Here is a 14978-nt window from a genome sequence, read left to right as displayed (position 1 = left end):
GCCGGTCAGTCGGTCTTTCCGTGGCACATCTTGAACTTCTTGCCGGAGCCGCAGGGGCACGACGCGTTCTTGGGCGTGTTCGCGAGCTGGTCCGCGTTCAACGCACCATCACTGCTTCCACGACCGCCACCGTTGCTGCTGGCGCGTGACGCGATGTCGCGCTCCTCGACCTCACCGGTCTCGGACGGCGCCGTGTAGTGCAGCTGGGCTGGCTGGCGCGGTCGCTCGACGCCAATGCCGGCGACCTCCACGTGCGGCTGGTGGTCGGGTTCCTGCGTGCCATCGGACCCAGCAAGCCCACCGAACATGTCGGGCACGTGCTGCGGCGCCGCGGCAACCTCGGGGGCCGGCTGGTCCACCTGGACGTCGACGTGGAAGAGCAGCCCGACGGCTTCTTCCTTGACCGACTCGTTCATGGCTTCCCAGAGCTGGAAGCCCTCGCGCTGGTACTCGACGAGCGGGTCGCGCTGGGCCATCGCACGAAGGCCGATGCCCTCCTGCAGGTAGTCCATCTCGTAGAGGTGCTCGCGCCACTTGCGGTCGAGGACCGAGAGCATGACCCGACGCTCGACCTCGCGCATGACCTCGCTGCCGAGGAGCTCCTCGCGCTGGTCGTAGGCGTGGTGGGCGTCGGAGAGCAGCTCTTCCTTGAGGGTCTCGTTGCGCAGCCCGGAGCGGCCACCGGCTGCCTCGACGACCTGTTCCTGGGTGAGCGAGATCGGGTAGAGCGCCTTCGTGGCTGTCCACAGACGGTCGAGGTCCCAGTCCTCCGCGAAGCCCGCGGCGGTCTCGGAGTCGACGTAGCCACCGACGACGTCGTTGACGAAGTAGCGCATCTGCTCGTGCAGGTCCTCGCCCTCGAGGACGCGGCGACGCTCGTCGTAGATGACGGTGCGCTGGCGGTTGAGGACGTCGTCGTACTTGAGGACGTTCTTGCGGATCTCGAAGTTCTGCGCCTCGACCTGGCTCTGGGCCGATGCGATGGAGCGCGACACCATCTTGGACTCGATCGGGGTGTCGTCCTCCATGCCGGCGGTGCTCATGACCCGCTCGACCATGCCGGAGTTGAACAGGCGCATGAGGTGGTCCTGCAGGGACAGGTAGAAGCGGGACTCGCCCGGGTCACCCTGACGGCCGGAACGACCACGCAGCTGGTTGTCGATGCGGCGCGACTCGTGGCGCTCGGTGCCGAGGACGTAGAGGCCACCGGTCTCGGCGACCTCTTCGTGCTCCGCCTTGACCTTGGCCTCAGCGGCCTCGAGGGCGGCGTCCCACGCGGCTTCGTACTCGTCCGGGGTCTCGACGGGGTCCAGACCCTTGTCCTTGAGGGCGGCGACGGCCATGAACTCGGGGTTTCCACCGAGCATGATGTCGGTGCCTCGACCGGCCATGTTGGTGGCCACGGTGACAGCGCCCTTGCGCCCGGCGTCGGCCACGATCGCAGCCTCACGCTCGTGGTGCTTGGCGTTGAGGACCTCGTGCTTGATGCCGCGGCGACGCAGCTGCTCGGACAGGAGCTCGGACTTCTCGACGCTCACGGTGCCGACGAGGACGGGCTGTCCCTGCTCGTGGCGCTCGGCAATGTCGTCGACCACCGCGGCATACTTCGCCTCTTCGGTGCGGTACACGAGGTCGGCCTGGTCCTTGCGGATCATGGGGCGGTTGGTGCGGATCGGCACGACGCCGAGCTTGTAGATCGAGTTGAGCTCGGCGGCCTCGGTCATGGCCGTACCCGTCATGCCCGAGAGCTTGTCGTACATGCGGAAGTAGTTCTGCAGCGTGATCGTCGCGAGAGTCTGGTTCTCGTTCTGGATCGTCACGCCCTCCTTGGCCTCGATGGCCTGGTGCATGCCCTCGTTGTAGCGGCGGCCCTTGAGGATGCGACCGGTGTGCTCGTCGACGATGAGGACCTCGCCCTCCATGACGACGTAGTCCTTGTCGCGGGTGAAGAGCTCCTTGGCCTTGATCGCGTTGTTGAGGTAGCCGATGAGCGGGGTGTTCGAGGACTCGTAGAGGTTCTCGATGCCGAGGTAGTCCTCGATCTTCTCGATGCCGGGCTCGAGCACGCCCACGGTCTTCTTCTTCTCGTCGACCTCGTAGTCACCCCGGCTGGGGATGCCACGCATCTGGTCGGCACCCTCACCGCGCTCGAGGTGCATGACGGCCTTGGCGAACTCGCCGTACCACTTGGTCGGCTGGTCGGCCGGGCCGGAAATGATGAGGGGGGTGCGGGCCTCGTCGATGAGGATCGAGTCGACCTCGTCCACGATCGCGAAGTTGTGGCCGCGCTGGACGAGCTCATCGGTCGACCACGCCATGTTGTCGCGCAGGTAGTCGAAGCCGAACTCGTTGTTGGTGCCGTAGGTGATGTCCTTGGCGTACTGCTCGCGACGCTGGTCCGGCGTCATGTTGGCCAGGATGCAGCCGGTCTCGAGCCCGAGGGCGCGGTGGACGCGGCCCATGAGCTCGGCCTGGTACTCGGCCAGGTAGTCGTTGACGGTGATGACGTGGACGCCCTTGCCCTCAATCGCGTTGAGGTAGGACGGCAGGGTGGCGACGAGCGTCTTGCCCTCACCGGTCTTCATCTCGGCGACGTTGCCCATATGGAGGGCGGCGCCACCCATGAGCTGCACGTCGAAGTGCCGCTTGCCGAGGGTGCGCTTGCCCGCTTCACGGACCGCGGCGAACGCCTCGGGAAGGAGGTCGTCGAGGGTCTCGCCGTCGGCCAGACGGGCGCGGAACTCGTCTGTCATGCCGCGCAGCTCGTCGTCGCTCATCGCGACGAAGTCCTCTTCGATCGCGTTGATCTGGTCGGCGACGTTCTCGAGCTTCTTGACGACACGGCCTTCACCGGCGCGCAGCAGCTTCTCGACGATCTTCACCACGGGTAGGACTCCTCGTTCATGCAATGTGTCACTCGGCTGTCCCACTGGCACTCCACGAGACCTGCCAAGGGTAGTCGAGCCAAACGGCGAGGCCACATCTGATACGGCACTCCATCGCTCTCCAACGAGGGGCTCGGGTAATTCGGTTCCGGGCTGTCCGCCTTCGTGATGACATTCGGGTATGCCGTTCCCAGACTCCGTCCCGATCCTCACCGATGGTGTGGTGCGCCTTCGCGCACACAACGAGCGCGACGTCGACCGCATCGTCGAGCAGTGCACCGACTCCGAGAGCGTGCGGTGGACCCAGGTCCCGCGCGGCTACACCGTCGAGATGGCCCGCGAGTGGATCCCCGCCATCGCCAAGGGCTGGGACGAGGGCGGCGACCAGCTCTGGGCCATCGAAGAGATCACTGTGGGGGGTGGCGATGGGTTGTTCCTCGGGACGATCGACCTGCGTCCGCGGGCGGCGGGGCGCGCCGAGATCGGCTACGGCCTGCACCCCGAGGGTCGCGGGCGCGGCCTCATGGCACGGGCACTCAAGCTCGTCTGCCAGTACTGGTTCGACGGCGGCGGCCAGCGCGTCGACTGGTACGCCGAGCGCGGCAACTTCGCCTCGTGGGGTCCGGCTCGCGCGGCTGGCTTCGACTTCCTCACGACCCTGCCCGAGCACGCGGCGCATGGCGAGGGCGGGCTCGTCGACGCCTGGTTCGGAACCCTGGGGCGCGAGGACGCGATGGAGCCACGAGCCGCGTGGATCACTCCCCCGGTCCTCGAGGCGGACGGGATTCGGCTGCGACCATGGCGCGCGGAGGACGGGGCGAGTGCCGAGGCGACAAACCACCCCTCACACTTCGTCCCGGCCGGAGCCATCCCCACGCCGGAGACCTGGGACGACTGGCTCCTTCGGCGCCGGCTCGTCATGGCACGCGGGCTGAGCTTCAACTGGTGCATCGCGGACGCGACGACCGATGAGGCATTGGGTGAGGTCCTCGTCTTCGTCCACGGTGGAGCGATCCTTGACAGTGACACTGCTGAGCTCGGCTACTACCTGTTCCCACGGGCGCGCGGACGGGGCGCGGCCAAGACGGCCTCCCGCCTCGCGGTCCAGCACACCTTCACCAGCAAGGACGACGGCGGCATGGGCCTGCGCCGTCTCGTCGCCGAGACCGCGGCAGACAACGCCGCGAGCAACGCGATCCTCGCGTCGGTCGGTTTCACCAAGTGGGGCCACGAGGCCGCTGCCCAGGCCCCCGACGGCTCCATCGGCCCCGCCGACCACTGGGAACTCCTCCGTCCCTGACCGTCCAATTGGGTGAGTTGGGGACAGCCCGCGCCCGTCTTCGTGCCCCGCACGGACACGACGCGGTTCGTCTTCGTGCCCCGCACGGACACGACGCGGTTCGTCTTCGTGCCCCGCACGGACAACGAGCGCCAGCGAGTTGTCCGTGCGGGGCACGAAGACGATCAGTCAGGGGCCGGGCAATGGCTGGGTCAGCTCGCGGAGGGTGGGGAGGCAGCGGCCCTCGCGACCCGTGACCGGGGCGGCGTCGGCGAGTCCGCTGAGGACGGCTTCCTCGACGGCCTCGGCCACTGCGCGGAAGGCTGAGTTGAGGAGCCCGACCTCCGGCTGCTCGGCGGGGGTCGTCGTGGTGCTGAAGGCGAGGACGAGTTCGCCGCTGCCGTGAGTTGTCACGCAGCCGGTGCGGGCCAGCCCGTTCTGGGCGCGAGCCGCGACCCGGCGCAGGGTGGCGCTGTCGAACGGCGCGTCGGTCGCGACGACGATGACCACCGATCCCGACGGCTCGTCGGACACGGCTTCGGCGGCCGGCTGGACCAGCTGACCGCCGACAGTGAGGTCGCCCCACACTCCGAAGTTGCTCACGAGCGCGACACCCAGGACATACGCGCTCTCCCCCGTCTCGAGGAGGCGGGACGCCGTGCCGAACCCGCCCGACAGCCCGAACGTCCTCATGCCCGTCCCGGCGCCGACCGTCCCCTCGGCCACCACTCCATCGCTAGCCGCAGCGAGTGCCGTCGCGAGTTCGGCCTCACCGCAGGTGTGTTCGCGCGGGTCGTTGACGAACGCGTCATTGCACTCGAGGACGACGAGGTTCACCGAACGCCCGCCCGCACTCCCACCCAGATCCGCCTCTTCGGCCAGCCGCCGACGCAGCATCGCCGCCTGGACGGAGGGCGCGGCAAAGACACTCGACATCGCGATGACCGATTCGAGGGTGCCGAGCTCGTCGACCTGCATCAGCCCCACCGACTTGCCGTAACCGTTGATGACATGACTCGCCGCCGGTAGCGGGCGCTGCTCGACGCCCTCCGGAACGATCACCGTCACACCGGTCGCGACACCGCGGGACGCGTCCACCACGGTCGCGTGCCCCACCCGCACCCCGGGAACGTCCGTGATGGCACCGGCCGGACCGGACGGCATACGCCAGGTCGGCAGGCGCGGCAGCCAGCTCACGCAGGGACCTCGACGCTCGACAGCCCGAGCCACGACGCCATGGACCCGAGCTCCGCGAGCAGCTCTCGAGAGTCGTCGACTCCCCCACGACCCGCCTCCCAGGTCACCCGTCGCGCGAGCAACCGCCCACCGACTCGGTCGGCCTTGAGGTCGACGCGCGCCACGAGGTCCTCACCGAGGAGGAACGGCAGCACGTAGTAGCCGTGGACGCGCTTCTCCTCGGGCACATAGATCTCGAGCCGGTAGTCGAATCCGAACAGTGCCGACGTCCGATCCCGCTGCCACACCAGCGAATCGAACGGAGACAACAGTGCCCGCGCCGAGATCCGTCGTGGTCGTCGCGCGCTCGGATGCAGGTATGCCGGCCGCTTCCATCCCTCAATCGTCACCGGTTCCAGCTCTCCCGCCTTCACGAGCGAGGCAATCGCCGGGTCGGCCTGGTGCGGCTTGAGCCGGAAGTAGTCGCGCAGGCACTGCTGGGTACCCACACCGTGGGCCCGGGCCGCAATGCGGATCAGCTCGACGAACGCATCCTCATCCGAAGGGCGCGCCGCCGGTGACTCGGCCAGCTCGCGAAGGTGTGGTGGCAGCACGCGGGAGGGCACGGCATACCGACGTTCGAACTGGCTGGTGCGCCCGGCAGAACTGACCTCGCCGGCCCAGAAGAGGTGCTCCAGTGCTGACTTCGCCAGCGACCAGTTCCAGCCCCACTGCTCACGGTCGCGAGGCAGATCGTGGGCCAGAGCGATCTCGAGCTCGCGGCTCGTCATCGGCCCCCTCGCCGCAACCTCGGCCAGGACGGCGTCGACGAGCTCGGGGTGCTCGCGCTTGACCCTCTGCATGCCGCCCCAGGACTCGTCGTGGGCACGGCGCATGCGGAAGTCCAGGAGCGGCCAGGTCGACGGCGGGATGAGCGAGGCTTCGTGCGCCCAGTACTCCACCACGCGACGAGGCGCCCGGTCACGCGCCCGGTCGACGAGCGCACTGTCGTGCGGCCCGAGTCGCGAGTAGAACGGCAGGTAGTGGCTGCGCGAGACGACGTTGACACTGTCGATCTGCACGATGCCCACGGTGTCGATGACCCGCTGGACGTGCCGCGAGGTCGCGGTCCACGGCTCGGGCTTCGAGACGCCGAAGCCCTGGGCCGCGAGCGCGATCCGACGGGCCGCCACGGTGCTGAGTCGCATGGACCCCATCATGGCGGTCACCTCCGACACCGTCCGAGGTGGTCGGAGGAGCGGATCAGGCTTCGGGCTCGATCAGGTTGCGCCGCATGGCATAGAGCGCCGCCTCGACCCGCGAGTGGAGCTGGAGCTTCTCGAGGATGTTGCGCACGTGGTTCTTGACCGTGTTCTCGCTGATGAACAGCTGAGTCGCGATCTCCTTGTTGGCCTTGCCGCGGGCGACGAGACCGAGGACCTCGAGCTCGCGCTCGGTGAGCCGCGGACCGGCCGTGGCTTCCTTGGGCGGCTCGTTGCTCAACCGAGAGAACTCGGCGATGAGCTGGCTGGCCATGTGCGGCGGGATCATCGACTGACCGGTGTGCGCCATGCGCACCGACTCGGCGATCTGCTCGGTCGGCAGGTCCTTGAGGAGATAACCGCTCGCGCCCGCCTTGATGGCAGCGAAGAGGTCGGACTCGTCGTCGGACGCAGTCAGGATGAGGATCTTGGTGCGCGGCGCTTTTTCCTTGATGGCCGTGCAGGCCTCGATGCCGCTGTTGCCCGGCATGCGGACGTCGAGAAGGACGACGTCGGGATCGAACTCGAAGCACTTCTCGACGGCCTCGCCACCGGATGAGGCTTCGGCGACGATTTCAAGGTCGGGTTCGAGACCGATGACGGCCTGCATACCTCGACGGTAAAGGTCATGGTCATCGGCGATGACGATTCGGATGCGGTCACGTGCCTCCCCCAAGGCGGAGGCCCGAGAACCCTGATCAGGCATGGACGGACTCACTCGGTCATAGTGACACGGTGAGTCCGTCCACGTAGTGCCTTTGGGCTATCTCGCGCGGAGCGAGACAGAGGTCACCCCGACGGATGGGTCAGGACGCCTCAGCGCGCTCGGCGACAGTTCCCTGGACCGGAGGACCCGGGTCCTCGAGCTCGTCATAGCCCTCGTCGGGCTCGGCCGCGGAGTCGGGCAGCTGCCCGTTGAGGTCGAGGTGGAGGACTCCGTAGGACCAACCGCGACGGCGGTAGACGACGCTCGCCTTGTCGGTCTCGGTGTCGTGGAAGAGATAGAAGTCGTGGCCCACGAGCTCCATCTCGCGCAGTGCCTGTTCGAGGCTCATCGGCGCCGACATGTGCACCTTCTCGCGGACCTCGATCGGCGAGTCGCCGAAGGGGCCGACGTCATCGGACTCTGCTGCTTCGTCGGGACCCGTCTCGGCGGGGACGAAGGCGGTCGCGCTGGCAACCGACTCGGAGGCGTGGCGTCCACGGCGCACGGTGCGGTCGTGCTTGCGACGCAGGCGCTCGAGGAGTTTCTCGAGGGCGACGTCGAGGGCGGCGTACTTGTCCTCCTGGCAGGCCTCGGCGCGCACGACCGGGCCCTTGATGTGGCACGTGATCTCCACGCGGTCACACGCCTTGGCCTGGCGGCGGTTCGCCTCGTGGCTGATGACGACTTCGATCCGGCGCGTGCGCGGGGCGAGCTGCTGGACCTTGTCCAACTTCTCCGCGATGTGCTCCCTGAATCGGTCCGAGACGGTTGTGTGGCGTCCGGTGACGACGATGTCCACTTGTCCTCCAAAATGTCGGGTGGGCGTGCCTGTCGTTTTGCCTGTCGGGGGCTAAAGGCGGCGGCACCACCTCCCAGGGAGGATGCGTCTCATGCACCGACGTTAGACCTGTCCGCACCCCCTTTCAAGGGCAGGCTCATGGGAATGTCCTGACAGGCCCGGCGCGCTTGCGCGTCGCCCCGATCGCGGCGCTGAGCACCTCACCGGCACCCGCCTCACGCAGCGCACGCGCCGCCTCCGCGAGGGTCGCTCCCGTCGTCACGAGGTCGTCGACGACGACGCAGACCGCGCCTTCGAGGCTCGGCCGATGACGTGCCCGCACCGCCATCGCGCCGGCCAGATTGCTCGCCCTCTCCCCCGCGTCGAGAGTGGACTGGTCGCGGGTCACCCGCGTCGCGGACAGCACGTCGGCCACGACGACGCAACCGCCGAGCCCGACCACGGCCGACGTCACGAGGGGCATGAGCGGCACGTCACCGCGTCGTCGGCGCGCGCGTGGAGAGCCCGGAACCGGAACGACGACCAGCCCCCGGCCCCGCATCGCCCGAAGCGCAGGGGCGCTGTCTCCCAGTGCTGCTCGCATTGCGGGAGCCAGCCAGGCGCCGAGCGTTTGGCGCAGGTCCCGTCGGTTTTCATCCTTGTATGCCGTGACGACCGCGCGCAGCGCTCCGCTCGCTTCCCCGGAAACCCAGCACGACGGCATACCCGGTGGGAGGGGTGAGGGAAGCGCAAGGCGAGGCGAGGGATGGAGGCAGTCGTCGACGGCACGTCGGCAGTCCGGGCACAACGGGCCGGCGGGTCGGTGGCAGAGCGCGCACGACGCCGGGAGGACGAGGTCGACGAGATCCGAGAGCATCCCTCGACCCTGTCGCGCACCCACGAGCCGGCGCCAGCGTCACGCGCGGATCTGTGGACAACGCCGCCGAGACGTCACGGCTGTGGACGGGTCAGCGGGCGGCGATGGCAACGTCGGTGCCGCGGCCGAGCGAGAGCCACTGCTGTCCGGCCCGGCTGAGGACGGTGCCGGGTGTGGTGGTCACGAGGATGTCGCGTTCGCCCCCGGCGGAGGTGATGGCAGCACCCTTGGGCACCTCGGTGAGCGTCTGCTCCTCACCGTCGACGGAGATGACGTAGGGGCGCCGCTGCTCCGTGCCACCGGCCCGGCGAGCGAGCGTGGCGATCGTGACGTCGGAGAGCCACACGAGGCCAGCGGGCTCGGTCAGGTTGGACCCGAGGCGCAAGGGGGCGGACAGTCCCTGCGGCTCCCCGGCGGAGGTGCGGATGACGCCGGCGAGGTCGATCCGGGCATCGGTCCCGTTCTCGGCGCTGTGCAGCACCGCGACCCGGTCCCCCTGTGGCGAGGGCTTGACCTCGATGACCCGACGCTTGGCGAGCCAGTCGGCGCCGACCGGCTTGGCCGTCGGCTGGCGCTGGATGGCCGGGTCGCCTGCGGTGCTGAAGGTCCACAACCTGAGGTTGGACTCGTCATCGATGCCGGTGCCGCCGACCCAGATGTAGCCGCGGGTGTCGTAGGTCGGGTGGCCGACGGCGGTGCCGAAGAACGGCATCTCGTACTGCGTCTTGCCGCGGAAGCGCGAGATCCCCTGACCGTCGGGGTCCACCGCCGCCAGCTCCGAGCCGTCGGCCGACAGGGCGAGGGAGTGGAAGGTGGGCTGGATGTCGGGGTGCCCGGACTTGGTGGGGTCCTTGTCGACGTCACTCGTGCTCGGCAGGAAGTAGAGGGAGGCGCCACGACGCACGACGGGCTTGCCGGGGACCTGCGCGGGCGTCACCGGGAAGCCCACCTGCTCGATCGTGCGCACCGGGAGGTCGACGTCGGGAAGCTCGAGCGTGACGTCCTGGACGCGGATGGTGACGCCCTGGACGGAGGGATCCTGGAGAAGGGTGGACACGAGTTCGGCCCAGACGTTCTCTCGCTGCACCTTGGCCGTGGGGACGCTCCCCGTGATCTCGACGCGCGCGATCCCGTCGATGACGGAGACCGAGTCGGCCGTGAGGCGCGAACCGCGCGGGATGTCGTTGCGCACGGCACCACGCAGGTATGCCGGTGGGTCGGCGAGCTGGGCGCGTGCCAGTCGGGTGGCCAGGTGGTCGCGCGGGAACCACCGTCGGTCGGGGACCAGGGAGCGACGGTCGGTGGCCACGTAGTGGAGCGTGTAGGGCTTGAGGAGGCGGCCGAGGTCGGACGTGGTGATCCAGCGACCGAACTCCTTGGGGAGGTTGCTGATGCGCCACTCGTTGTTGATGCGGGCGAACTCGAAGGTGACCTGGCGGCTCGCGGTCGGCGCCGCGTTGATGTAGCGACCGTCCGTGCCGATGGTTCCCTCGATGCCGCCCTTGAGCACGGCGGCGTTGGGCGCCTGCGGCGTGACGACGAGGGGCGTGGTCGTGGAGTAGAGGACGATCTCACCCTCGGCGACCCACGACTTCGCGGCTTCGGGGGTGAGGAAGCTGCGAGCGGTCTCGTAGTTGCCATCGCTCGCGGCACCGGCCCGGACGAAGCCGGCCACGATCTGCTGCTGGGTCGCACCGGCGACGGGGCGGGGATAGATCGCTCGCACGGGCTCTGGATCGCCGCCCCGCACCTCGAGGCCGGGCTCTGCCTCCCTGGCCCGGCCCACGCTGCTGCAGCCCACCAGCAGCATGCTCACCATCGTGAGCAGGATCGCGAGGGCGGTGCGTGTGCGAGAGCGCGAGCGACGGTCTGGCTCTGCCTGTCGCGCAACGGAACTCACGTCCGCTCCCCGGGTGACAACGCCAGCGGCGACGAGGTCAGGGACTCACCGGACCTCTGCGGGAGGGTGAGCCTGAAGCGGGCCCCGACGCCCGGCTCACCCCATGCCTGGAGCCAGCCGCTGTGCAGACGAGCGTCCTCGAGGGCGATGGCGAGTCCGAGACCCGTGCCTCCCGTGGTGCGGGCACGCGCGGGATCGGCCCGCCAGAACCGGGTGAAGACCATGGATGCCTCGCCCTGACGCAGCCCGACCCCGTGGTCCTCCACCACGACCGCGACAGCGCCGTCCCCCTCGCGCAGGTGCACGGTGATGGGCTTGCCGTCGCCGTGTTCGATGGCGTTGACGACGAGGTTGCGCAGGATGCGTTCGACCCGCCGCTCGTCGACCTCGGCCTGGATCGGCCCCGACGCGACGATCTCGATGGTCGAGCCACGCCGGTCCGCGAGGGGCTGGGTCGCGGCGACGACTCCCGCGACCGTGCCGCGCAGGTCGACCGGGGCAAGGTCGAGGGCCGCCGCGCCGGCGTCGAACCGGCTGATCTCGAGGAGGTCGGACAGCAGCAGCTCGAAGCGGTCGAGCTCACCCTGGAGCAGCTCGGCGGAGCGCCCGACGATGGGGTCGAAGTCGGTGCGCGAGTCGTAGAGGAGGTCACCGGCCATGCGAATCGTCGTCAACGGGGTCCGCAGTTCGTGCGAGACGTCGGAGACGAAGCGCTGCTGCACCCGGCTCAGGCCCTCGAGCTGGCGGATCTGCGCCTGCAGGCTGTCAGCCATCGCGTTGAACGACGTGCCGAGCAGGGCGAGGTCGTCCTCGCCGCGCGACGCCATGCGTTCGTTGAGCTTGCCCGAGGCGAGACGTTCGGCGACTTCGGCGGCACGACGCACGGGCGAGACGACCTGCTTGGTGACGACCCACGCGACGACGCCGACGAGGAAGGTGAGGATCAGCCCGGCGATGCCGAAGGCCGTGGAGATCAGGCTCATCGTCCCGAGTTCCTGCGTCATCGGATAGATGTAGTAGAGGTCGTAACGGCCAGCGATCGGCACATCGACTCCGGTCCCGATGAAGACCGCGGGCACCTGCTTCCCGTCGATGATGACGTCGCTGACCATCTTCTGCTGGTGGGTCGGGTCGGCGGCCACCTTCTGGCGGATGTCCTGGGTGACCGAGGAGAGGCCGACCTTGTTGGACTCGAGCGCGTTGAGCTGGGTGGGTGAGGTGTTCTTGACCCCGCGCAGCATGACGACGTAGCGCGACGGTTCGGGACCCGGGGGCGTCAGCTTCGAGCCCATGATGTCCTGGGCCACCTGGTTGAGCTCCTGCGCCGTCGTCACCGTCGTGTTCTCCCACTGCTCCTGGGCAGTGGCAGTGAGACCACGGGCTTCGTACTCGCTCGTCTGGATCTTGTCGTTCTCCAGGCCGGTCGCGATCTCGTTGTACAGGTAGGAGCCGAGCAACGACACGACGACGAGGCCGAGGATCACCGTGGTGGTGACGACCCGGAACTGCAGTGAACGCCGCCAGGTTCGCCTGAGTGCCCTGGTCGCGGCGACCACGATCCGACCCACCTGGCGCAAGAGGCTCATGGCCCGCCTGCTCAGGTGCTGGACCTGCCGCGCCAACGTGGGGGACGAGCCGGAAGACGTCGCTGCCGATGACGCGGCCGACGTCCTGGTCGGCGTTGCCGCCATGGTCAGGCCGGCCCCGCCCGGTAGCCCACGCCACGCACCGTGACGACGATCTCGGGCCGCTCCGGGTCCTTCTCGATCTTGGAGCGCAAGCGCTGGACGTGCACGTTGACGAGGCGCGTGTCGCCGGCGTGGCGGTAGCCCCACACCTGCTCGAGCAACACCTCGCGGGTGAAGACCTGCCACGGCTTGCGCGCCAGCGCCACCAGGAGGTCGAACTCGAGCGGCGTCAGGCTGAGGGACTCGCCCTCGCGCTTGACCGAGTGACCGGCGACGTCGATGACGAGATCGCCGATGGTGAGGCGTTCGGGCTCGACGTCGTCACCGCGACGCAGTCGGGCGCGGACGCGGGCGATGAGCTCCTGGGGCTTGAACGGCTTGACGACGTAGTCATCGGCGCCGGACTCCAGGCCCACGACGACATCGATCGTGTCGGTGCGGGCGGTGAGCATCACGATCGGGACGCCGGACTCAGCGCGGATGCGACGGCACACCTCGAGTCCGTCAATGCCCGGGAGCATGACGTCGAGGAGGACGACATCGGGGCGCGTCTCGCGGAAGGCCGCGAGCGCTCCGGAGCCGTCGGCGACGTGGTCAACTTCGAGGCCCTCGTTGCGCAGCACGATGCCCAGCATCTCCGCGAGAGCGAGATCGTCGTCGACGACGAGCACGCGACCCTTCACGGTCACTCCTTAAGTGGCACAAGTGATGCGGCGCTGTCCCCGCGCCGATTCCTCATGATCCCACAGCGAGGTGCATGGGCCGTTCACCTTGGCCTGCACGGGGAGTCCTCCCCTCGTGCTGACCGGGCCTCCACGGGGAGCTCTCCCCATGGGCAAGGACCGCAGTGCGGACCTACGTTCGGCCCCGGGCACGCCACTCGGCGTGAGGCTCGAGACATCGGGCAGGCCCAGACCATGGAGGGGAAAACCATGAAGCACCGGAAGATCAGCCGCAGGCACGCCGTCGCGGCACCACTCGCCGTCGCCGCCGCGAGCGCCCTTGCGCTCGGTGTGGCAGCAGCCGCACCGTCGACCGCCGCGACGCCCACGGCCAGCACGAACAACACCGTCACCACGGCGGCCACTGCGGCCACGGCCCTGCCGACCGTCGACATGGCCCGCGTCCTCGCGGCCGCCCAGGTCGAGCCGCGCTGCGGCCAGCGCTCCGGCCTGTCCGACAACACCTCGACGATCCGCGTGCAGTCCGCACTCAAGGCCAAGGGCATCGCGACCACGGCCGACGGCTGGTACGGCAACGGCACGACGAGCTCCTACACGACGTGGCAGCGCAAGCTCGGCTACAGCGGCATCGACGCCAACGGCCTGCCGGGCCCCACGTCCCTGACCAAGCTCGGCGCCAACCGTTTCACCGTCGCGCACAAGGTCACTGCCGGCAGCACCACCGACTCCTACGGCGGCAAGCGCGTCAACACCCGCACCAAGAACATGCTCCAGGCGGCCGACAACCTGCTCCCCCGCTGGAACTTCAGCCTCGTCCAGGGCAGCTACAACCCCGGTGGCGTGGGCGCTTCGGCCGGCACCCACGATGGTGGCGGCGTCGTCGACATCTCCGTGGCGGGCCTGTCCGAGACCCAGCGTTGGCAGCAGGTCAAGGCGCTGCGCACGGTCGGTTTCGCGGCCTGGCTGCGCACCCCCGCGCAGGGATTCAGCTATCACATCCACGCCGTGGCGATCGCTGACCCCGACATCTGGCAGAAGGACGGCGGCCACGTCGCCCGCGACCAGGTCTGCGACTACTACATCGGCAAGAACGGGCTCGCGAGCCACTCGGCCGACAACACCCCGACGTCCTACCGGATGCCGTTCACGTGGTGGGAGCGCTACAAGGGTCTGTGACCTTTCGGTCCCCTGACCGAAACGACAGGGCCGGGTATGCCGGGAGTTCACCTCCCGGCATACCCAGCCTTTCCGTTGGGTCATGCTGACGGCCGGTGGCAGATCCTCAATGCACTGTGGGCTCTCGCCCACCCCCGCTAGTCTCGAAGTCATGGGCGATCAGCGCAGTTCGTCGAGGGCTTCAGTCGCAACGGACGACGCTCCCGCAGCACTGGGTCCCTACAGCCAAGCGATCGTCGCCGGCGGGTTCGTCTTCGTGTCGGGTACACCCGGTATCGACCCACACACCGGTGAGGTTGCCGACGGCATTGAGGCGCAGACCGAGCAGGCGCTGCGCAACATCTCGGCGATCCTCGAAGCCGCGGGTGCGTCCTTGGTGGATCTCGTGAAGACCACGATCTTCTATGCCGACGTGAAGGACTTCGCGAAGCTCAACGAGGTGTACTCCCGGTTCATGCCCGAACCCGCACCTGCCCGATCTGCGCCCGCGAACGTCGCGCTGCCCCGCGGACTCCTCGTCTCGATCGAAGCCATCGCACACCTGCCGACCTGAGCACACACAGCGCTG

Annotated in this window: 12 protein-coding genes; 3 read left to right on the top strand and 9 right to left on the bottom strand. The window is 68.7% G+C overall.

Going from position 1 to position 14978, the window contains the following annotated elements:
- Positions 1-5 precede the first annotated feature (5 nt).
- Entirely contained in the window at positions 6-2885 is a 2880-nt protein-coding gene (gene secA / locus JNB_RS18555) for a preprotein translocase subunit SecA (protein WP_009778071.1), read from the bottom strand.
- 181 nt (positions 2886-3066) lie between these two features.
- Between secA and JNB_RS18550 the strand changes: the two genes are divergently transcribed.
- Positions 3067-4185 (top strand): GNAT family N-acetyltransferase, encoded by a 1119-nt coding sequence (locus tag JNB_RS18550; RefSeq protein ID WP_009778070.1) that lies wholly within the window; start codon positions 3067-3069, stop codon positions 4183-4185.
- A gap of 168 nt (positions 4186-4353) precedes the next feature.
- Here the strand turns inward: JNB_RS18550 and JNB_RS18545 are convergent, their stop codons facing one another.
- The 8 genes from JNB_RS18545 to mtrA form a co-directional block, all read right to left on the bottom strand.
- Positions 4354-5361, bottom strand: coding sequence for a P1 family peptidase (locus JNB_RS18545; protein WP_083784533.1), 1008 nt, complete (start codon positions 5359-5361; stop codon positions 4354-4356).
- The gene (locus tag JNB_RS18540; RefSeq protein ID WP_083784605.1) at positions 5358-6548 is read right to left on the bottom strand and encodes a winged helix-turn-helix domain-containing protein; all 1191 of its coding nucleotides are present in this window, start codon (positions 6546-6548) and stop codon (positions 5358-5360) included. The genes JNB_RS18545 and JNB_RS18540 overlap by 4 nt, the downstream gene beginning before the upstream one ends.
- A 55-nt stretch (positions 6549-6603) precedes the next feature.
- The gene (locus JNB_RS18535; protein WP_050766649.1) at positions 6604-7308 is read right to left on the bottom strand and encodes a response regulator transcription factor; all 705 of its coding nucleotides are present in this window, start codon (positions 7306-7308) and stop codon (positions 6604-6606) included.
- Positions 7309-7408: 100 nt separating this feature from the next.
- Positions 7409-8107 carry a ribosome hibernation-promoting factor, HPF/YfiA family gene (gene hpf / locus JNB_RS18530; RefSeq protein ID WP_009778066.1) on the bottom strand — a complete coding sequence of 233 codons (699 nt, stop codon included), beginning with the start codon at positions 8105-8107 and terminating at the stop codon, positions 7409-7411.
- Positions 8108-8243: 136 nt separating this feature from the next.
- Positions 8244-8963 carry a ComF family protein gene (locus JNB_RS21075; protein WP_040883980.1) on the bottom strand — a complete coding sequence of 240 codons (720 nt, stop codon included), beginning with the start codon at positions 8961-8963 and terminating at the stop codon, positions 8244-8246.
- Positions 8964-9054: 91 nt separating this feature from the next.
- Positions 9055-10863 (bottom strand): GerMN domain-containing protein, encoded by a 1809-nt coding sequence (locus JNB_RS18520; RefSeq protein ID WP_009778064.1) that lies wholly within the window; start codon positions 10861-10863, stop codon positions 9055-9057.
- Entirely contained in the window at positions 10860-12449 is a 1590-nt protein-coding gene (gene mtrB / locus JNB_RS18515; protein ID WP_009778063.1) for an MtrAB system histidine kinase MtrB, read from the bottom strand. The genes JNB_RS18520 and mtrB overlap by 4 nt, the downstream gene beginning before the upstream one ends.
- Before the next feature lie 107 nt (positions 12450-12556).
- Entirely contained in the window at positions 12557-13234 is a 678-nt protein-coding gene (gene mtrA / locus JNB_RS18510) for an MtrAB system response regulator MtrA (RefSeq protein ID WP_040883979.1), read from the bottom strand.
- Between the two features lie 249 nt (positions 13235-13483).
- Between mtrA and JNB_RS18505 the strand changes: the two genes are divergently transcribed.
- Together JNB_RS18505 and JNB_RS18500 are read left to right on the top strand one after the other, a co-directional pair.
- The gene (locus tag JNB_RS18505; RefSeq protein WP_009778061.1) at positions 13484-14410 is read left to right on the top strand and encodes a hypothetical protein; all 927 of its coding nucleotides are present in this window, start codon (positions 13484-13486) and stop codon (positions 14408-14410) included.
- 151 nt (positions 14411-14561) lie between these two features.
- A complete protein-coding gene (locus tag JNB_RS18500; protein WP_009778060.1) occupies positions 14562-14963 on the top strand; it encodes a Rid family detoxifying hydrolase in 402 nt (133 codons plus the stop codon).
- Positions 14964-14978: the final 15 nt, after the last annotated feature.

Source organism: Janibacter sp. HTCC2649 (assembly GCF_000152705.1).
Classification (GTDB): Bacteria; Actinomycetota; Actinomycetes; order Actinomycetales; family Dermatophilaceae; genus Knoellia.
Note: the sequence above shows the minus strand (reverse complement) of the source record. Positions and strands in the feature narration are given on the sequence as shown.

What these genes read in the sequence shown, in the direction of transcription:
- JNB_RS18550 (WP_009778070.1), top strand. Translation starts at nt 3,067, where the DNA reads ATGCCGTTCCCAGACTCCGTCCCGATCCTCACCGATGGTGTGGTGCGC.
- JNB_RS18540 (WP_083784605.1), bottom strand. Translation starts at nt 6,548, where the DNA reads ATGCGACTCAGCACCGTGGCGGCCCGTCGGATCGCGCTCGCGGCCCAG.
- JNB_RS18535 (WP_050766649.1), bottom strand. Translation starts at nt 7,308, where the DNA reads ATGCCTGATCAGGGTTCTCGGGCCTCCGCCTTGGGGGAGGCACGTGAC.
- JNB_RS21075 (WP_040883980.1), bottom strand. Translation starts at nt 8,963, where the DNA reads ATGCTCTCGGATCTCGTCGACCTCGTCCTCCCGGCGTCGTGCGCGCTC.
- mtrB (WP_009778063.1), bottom strand. Translation starts at nt 12,449, where the DNA reads ATGAGCCTCTTGCGCCAGGTGGGTCGGATCGTGGTCGCCGCGACCAGG.
- JNB_RS18505 (WP_009778061.1), top strand. Translation starts at nt 13,484, where the DNA reads ATGAAGCACCGGAAGATCAGCCGCAGGCACGCCGTCGCGGCACCACTC.
- JNB_RS18500 (WP_009778060.1), top strand. Translation starts at nt 14,562, where the DNA reads ATGGGCGATCAGCGCAGTTCGTCGAGGGCTTCAGTCGCAACGGACGAC.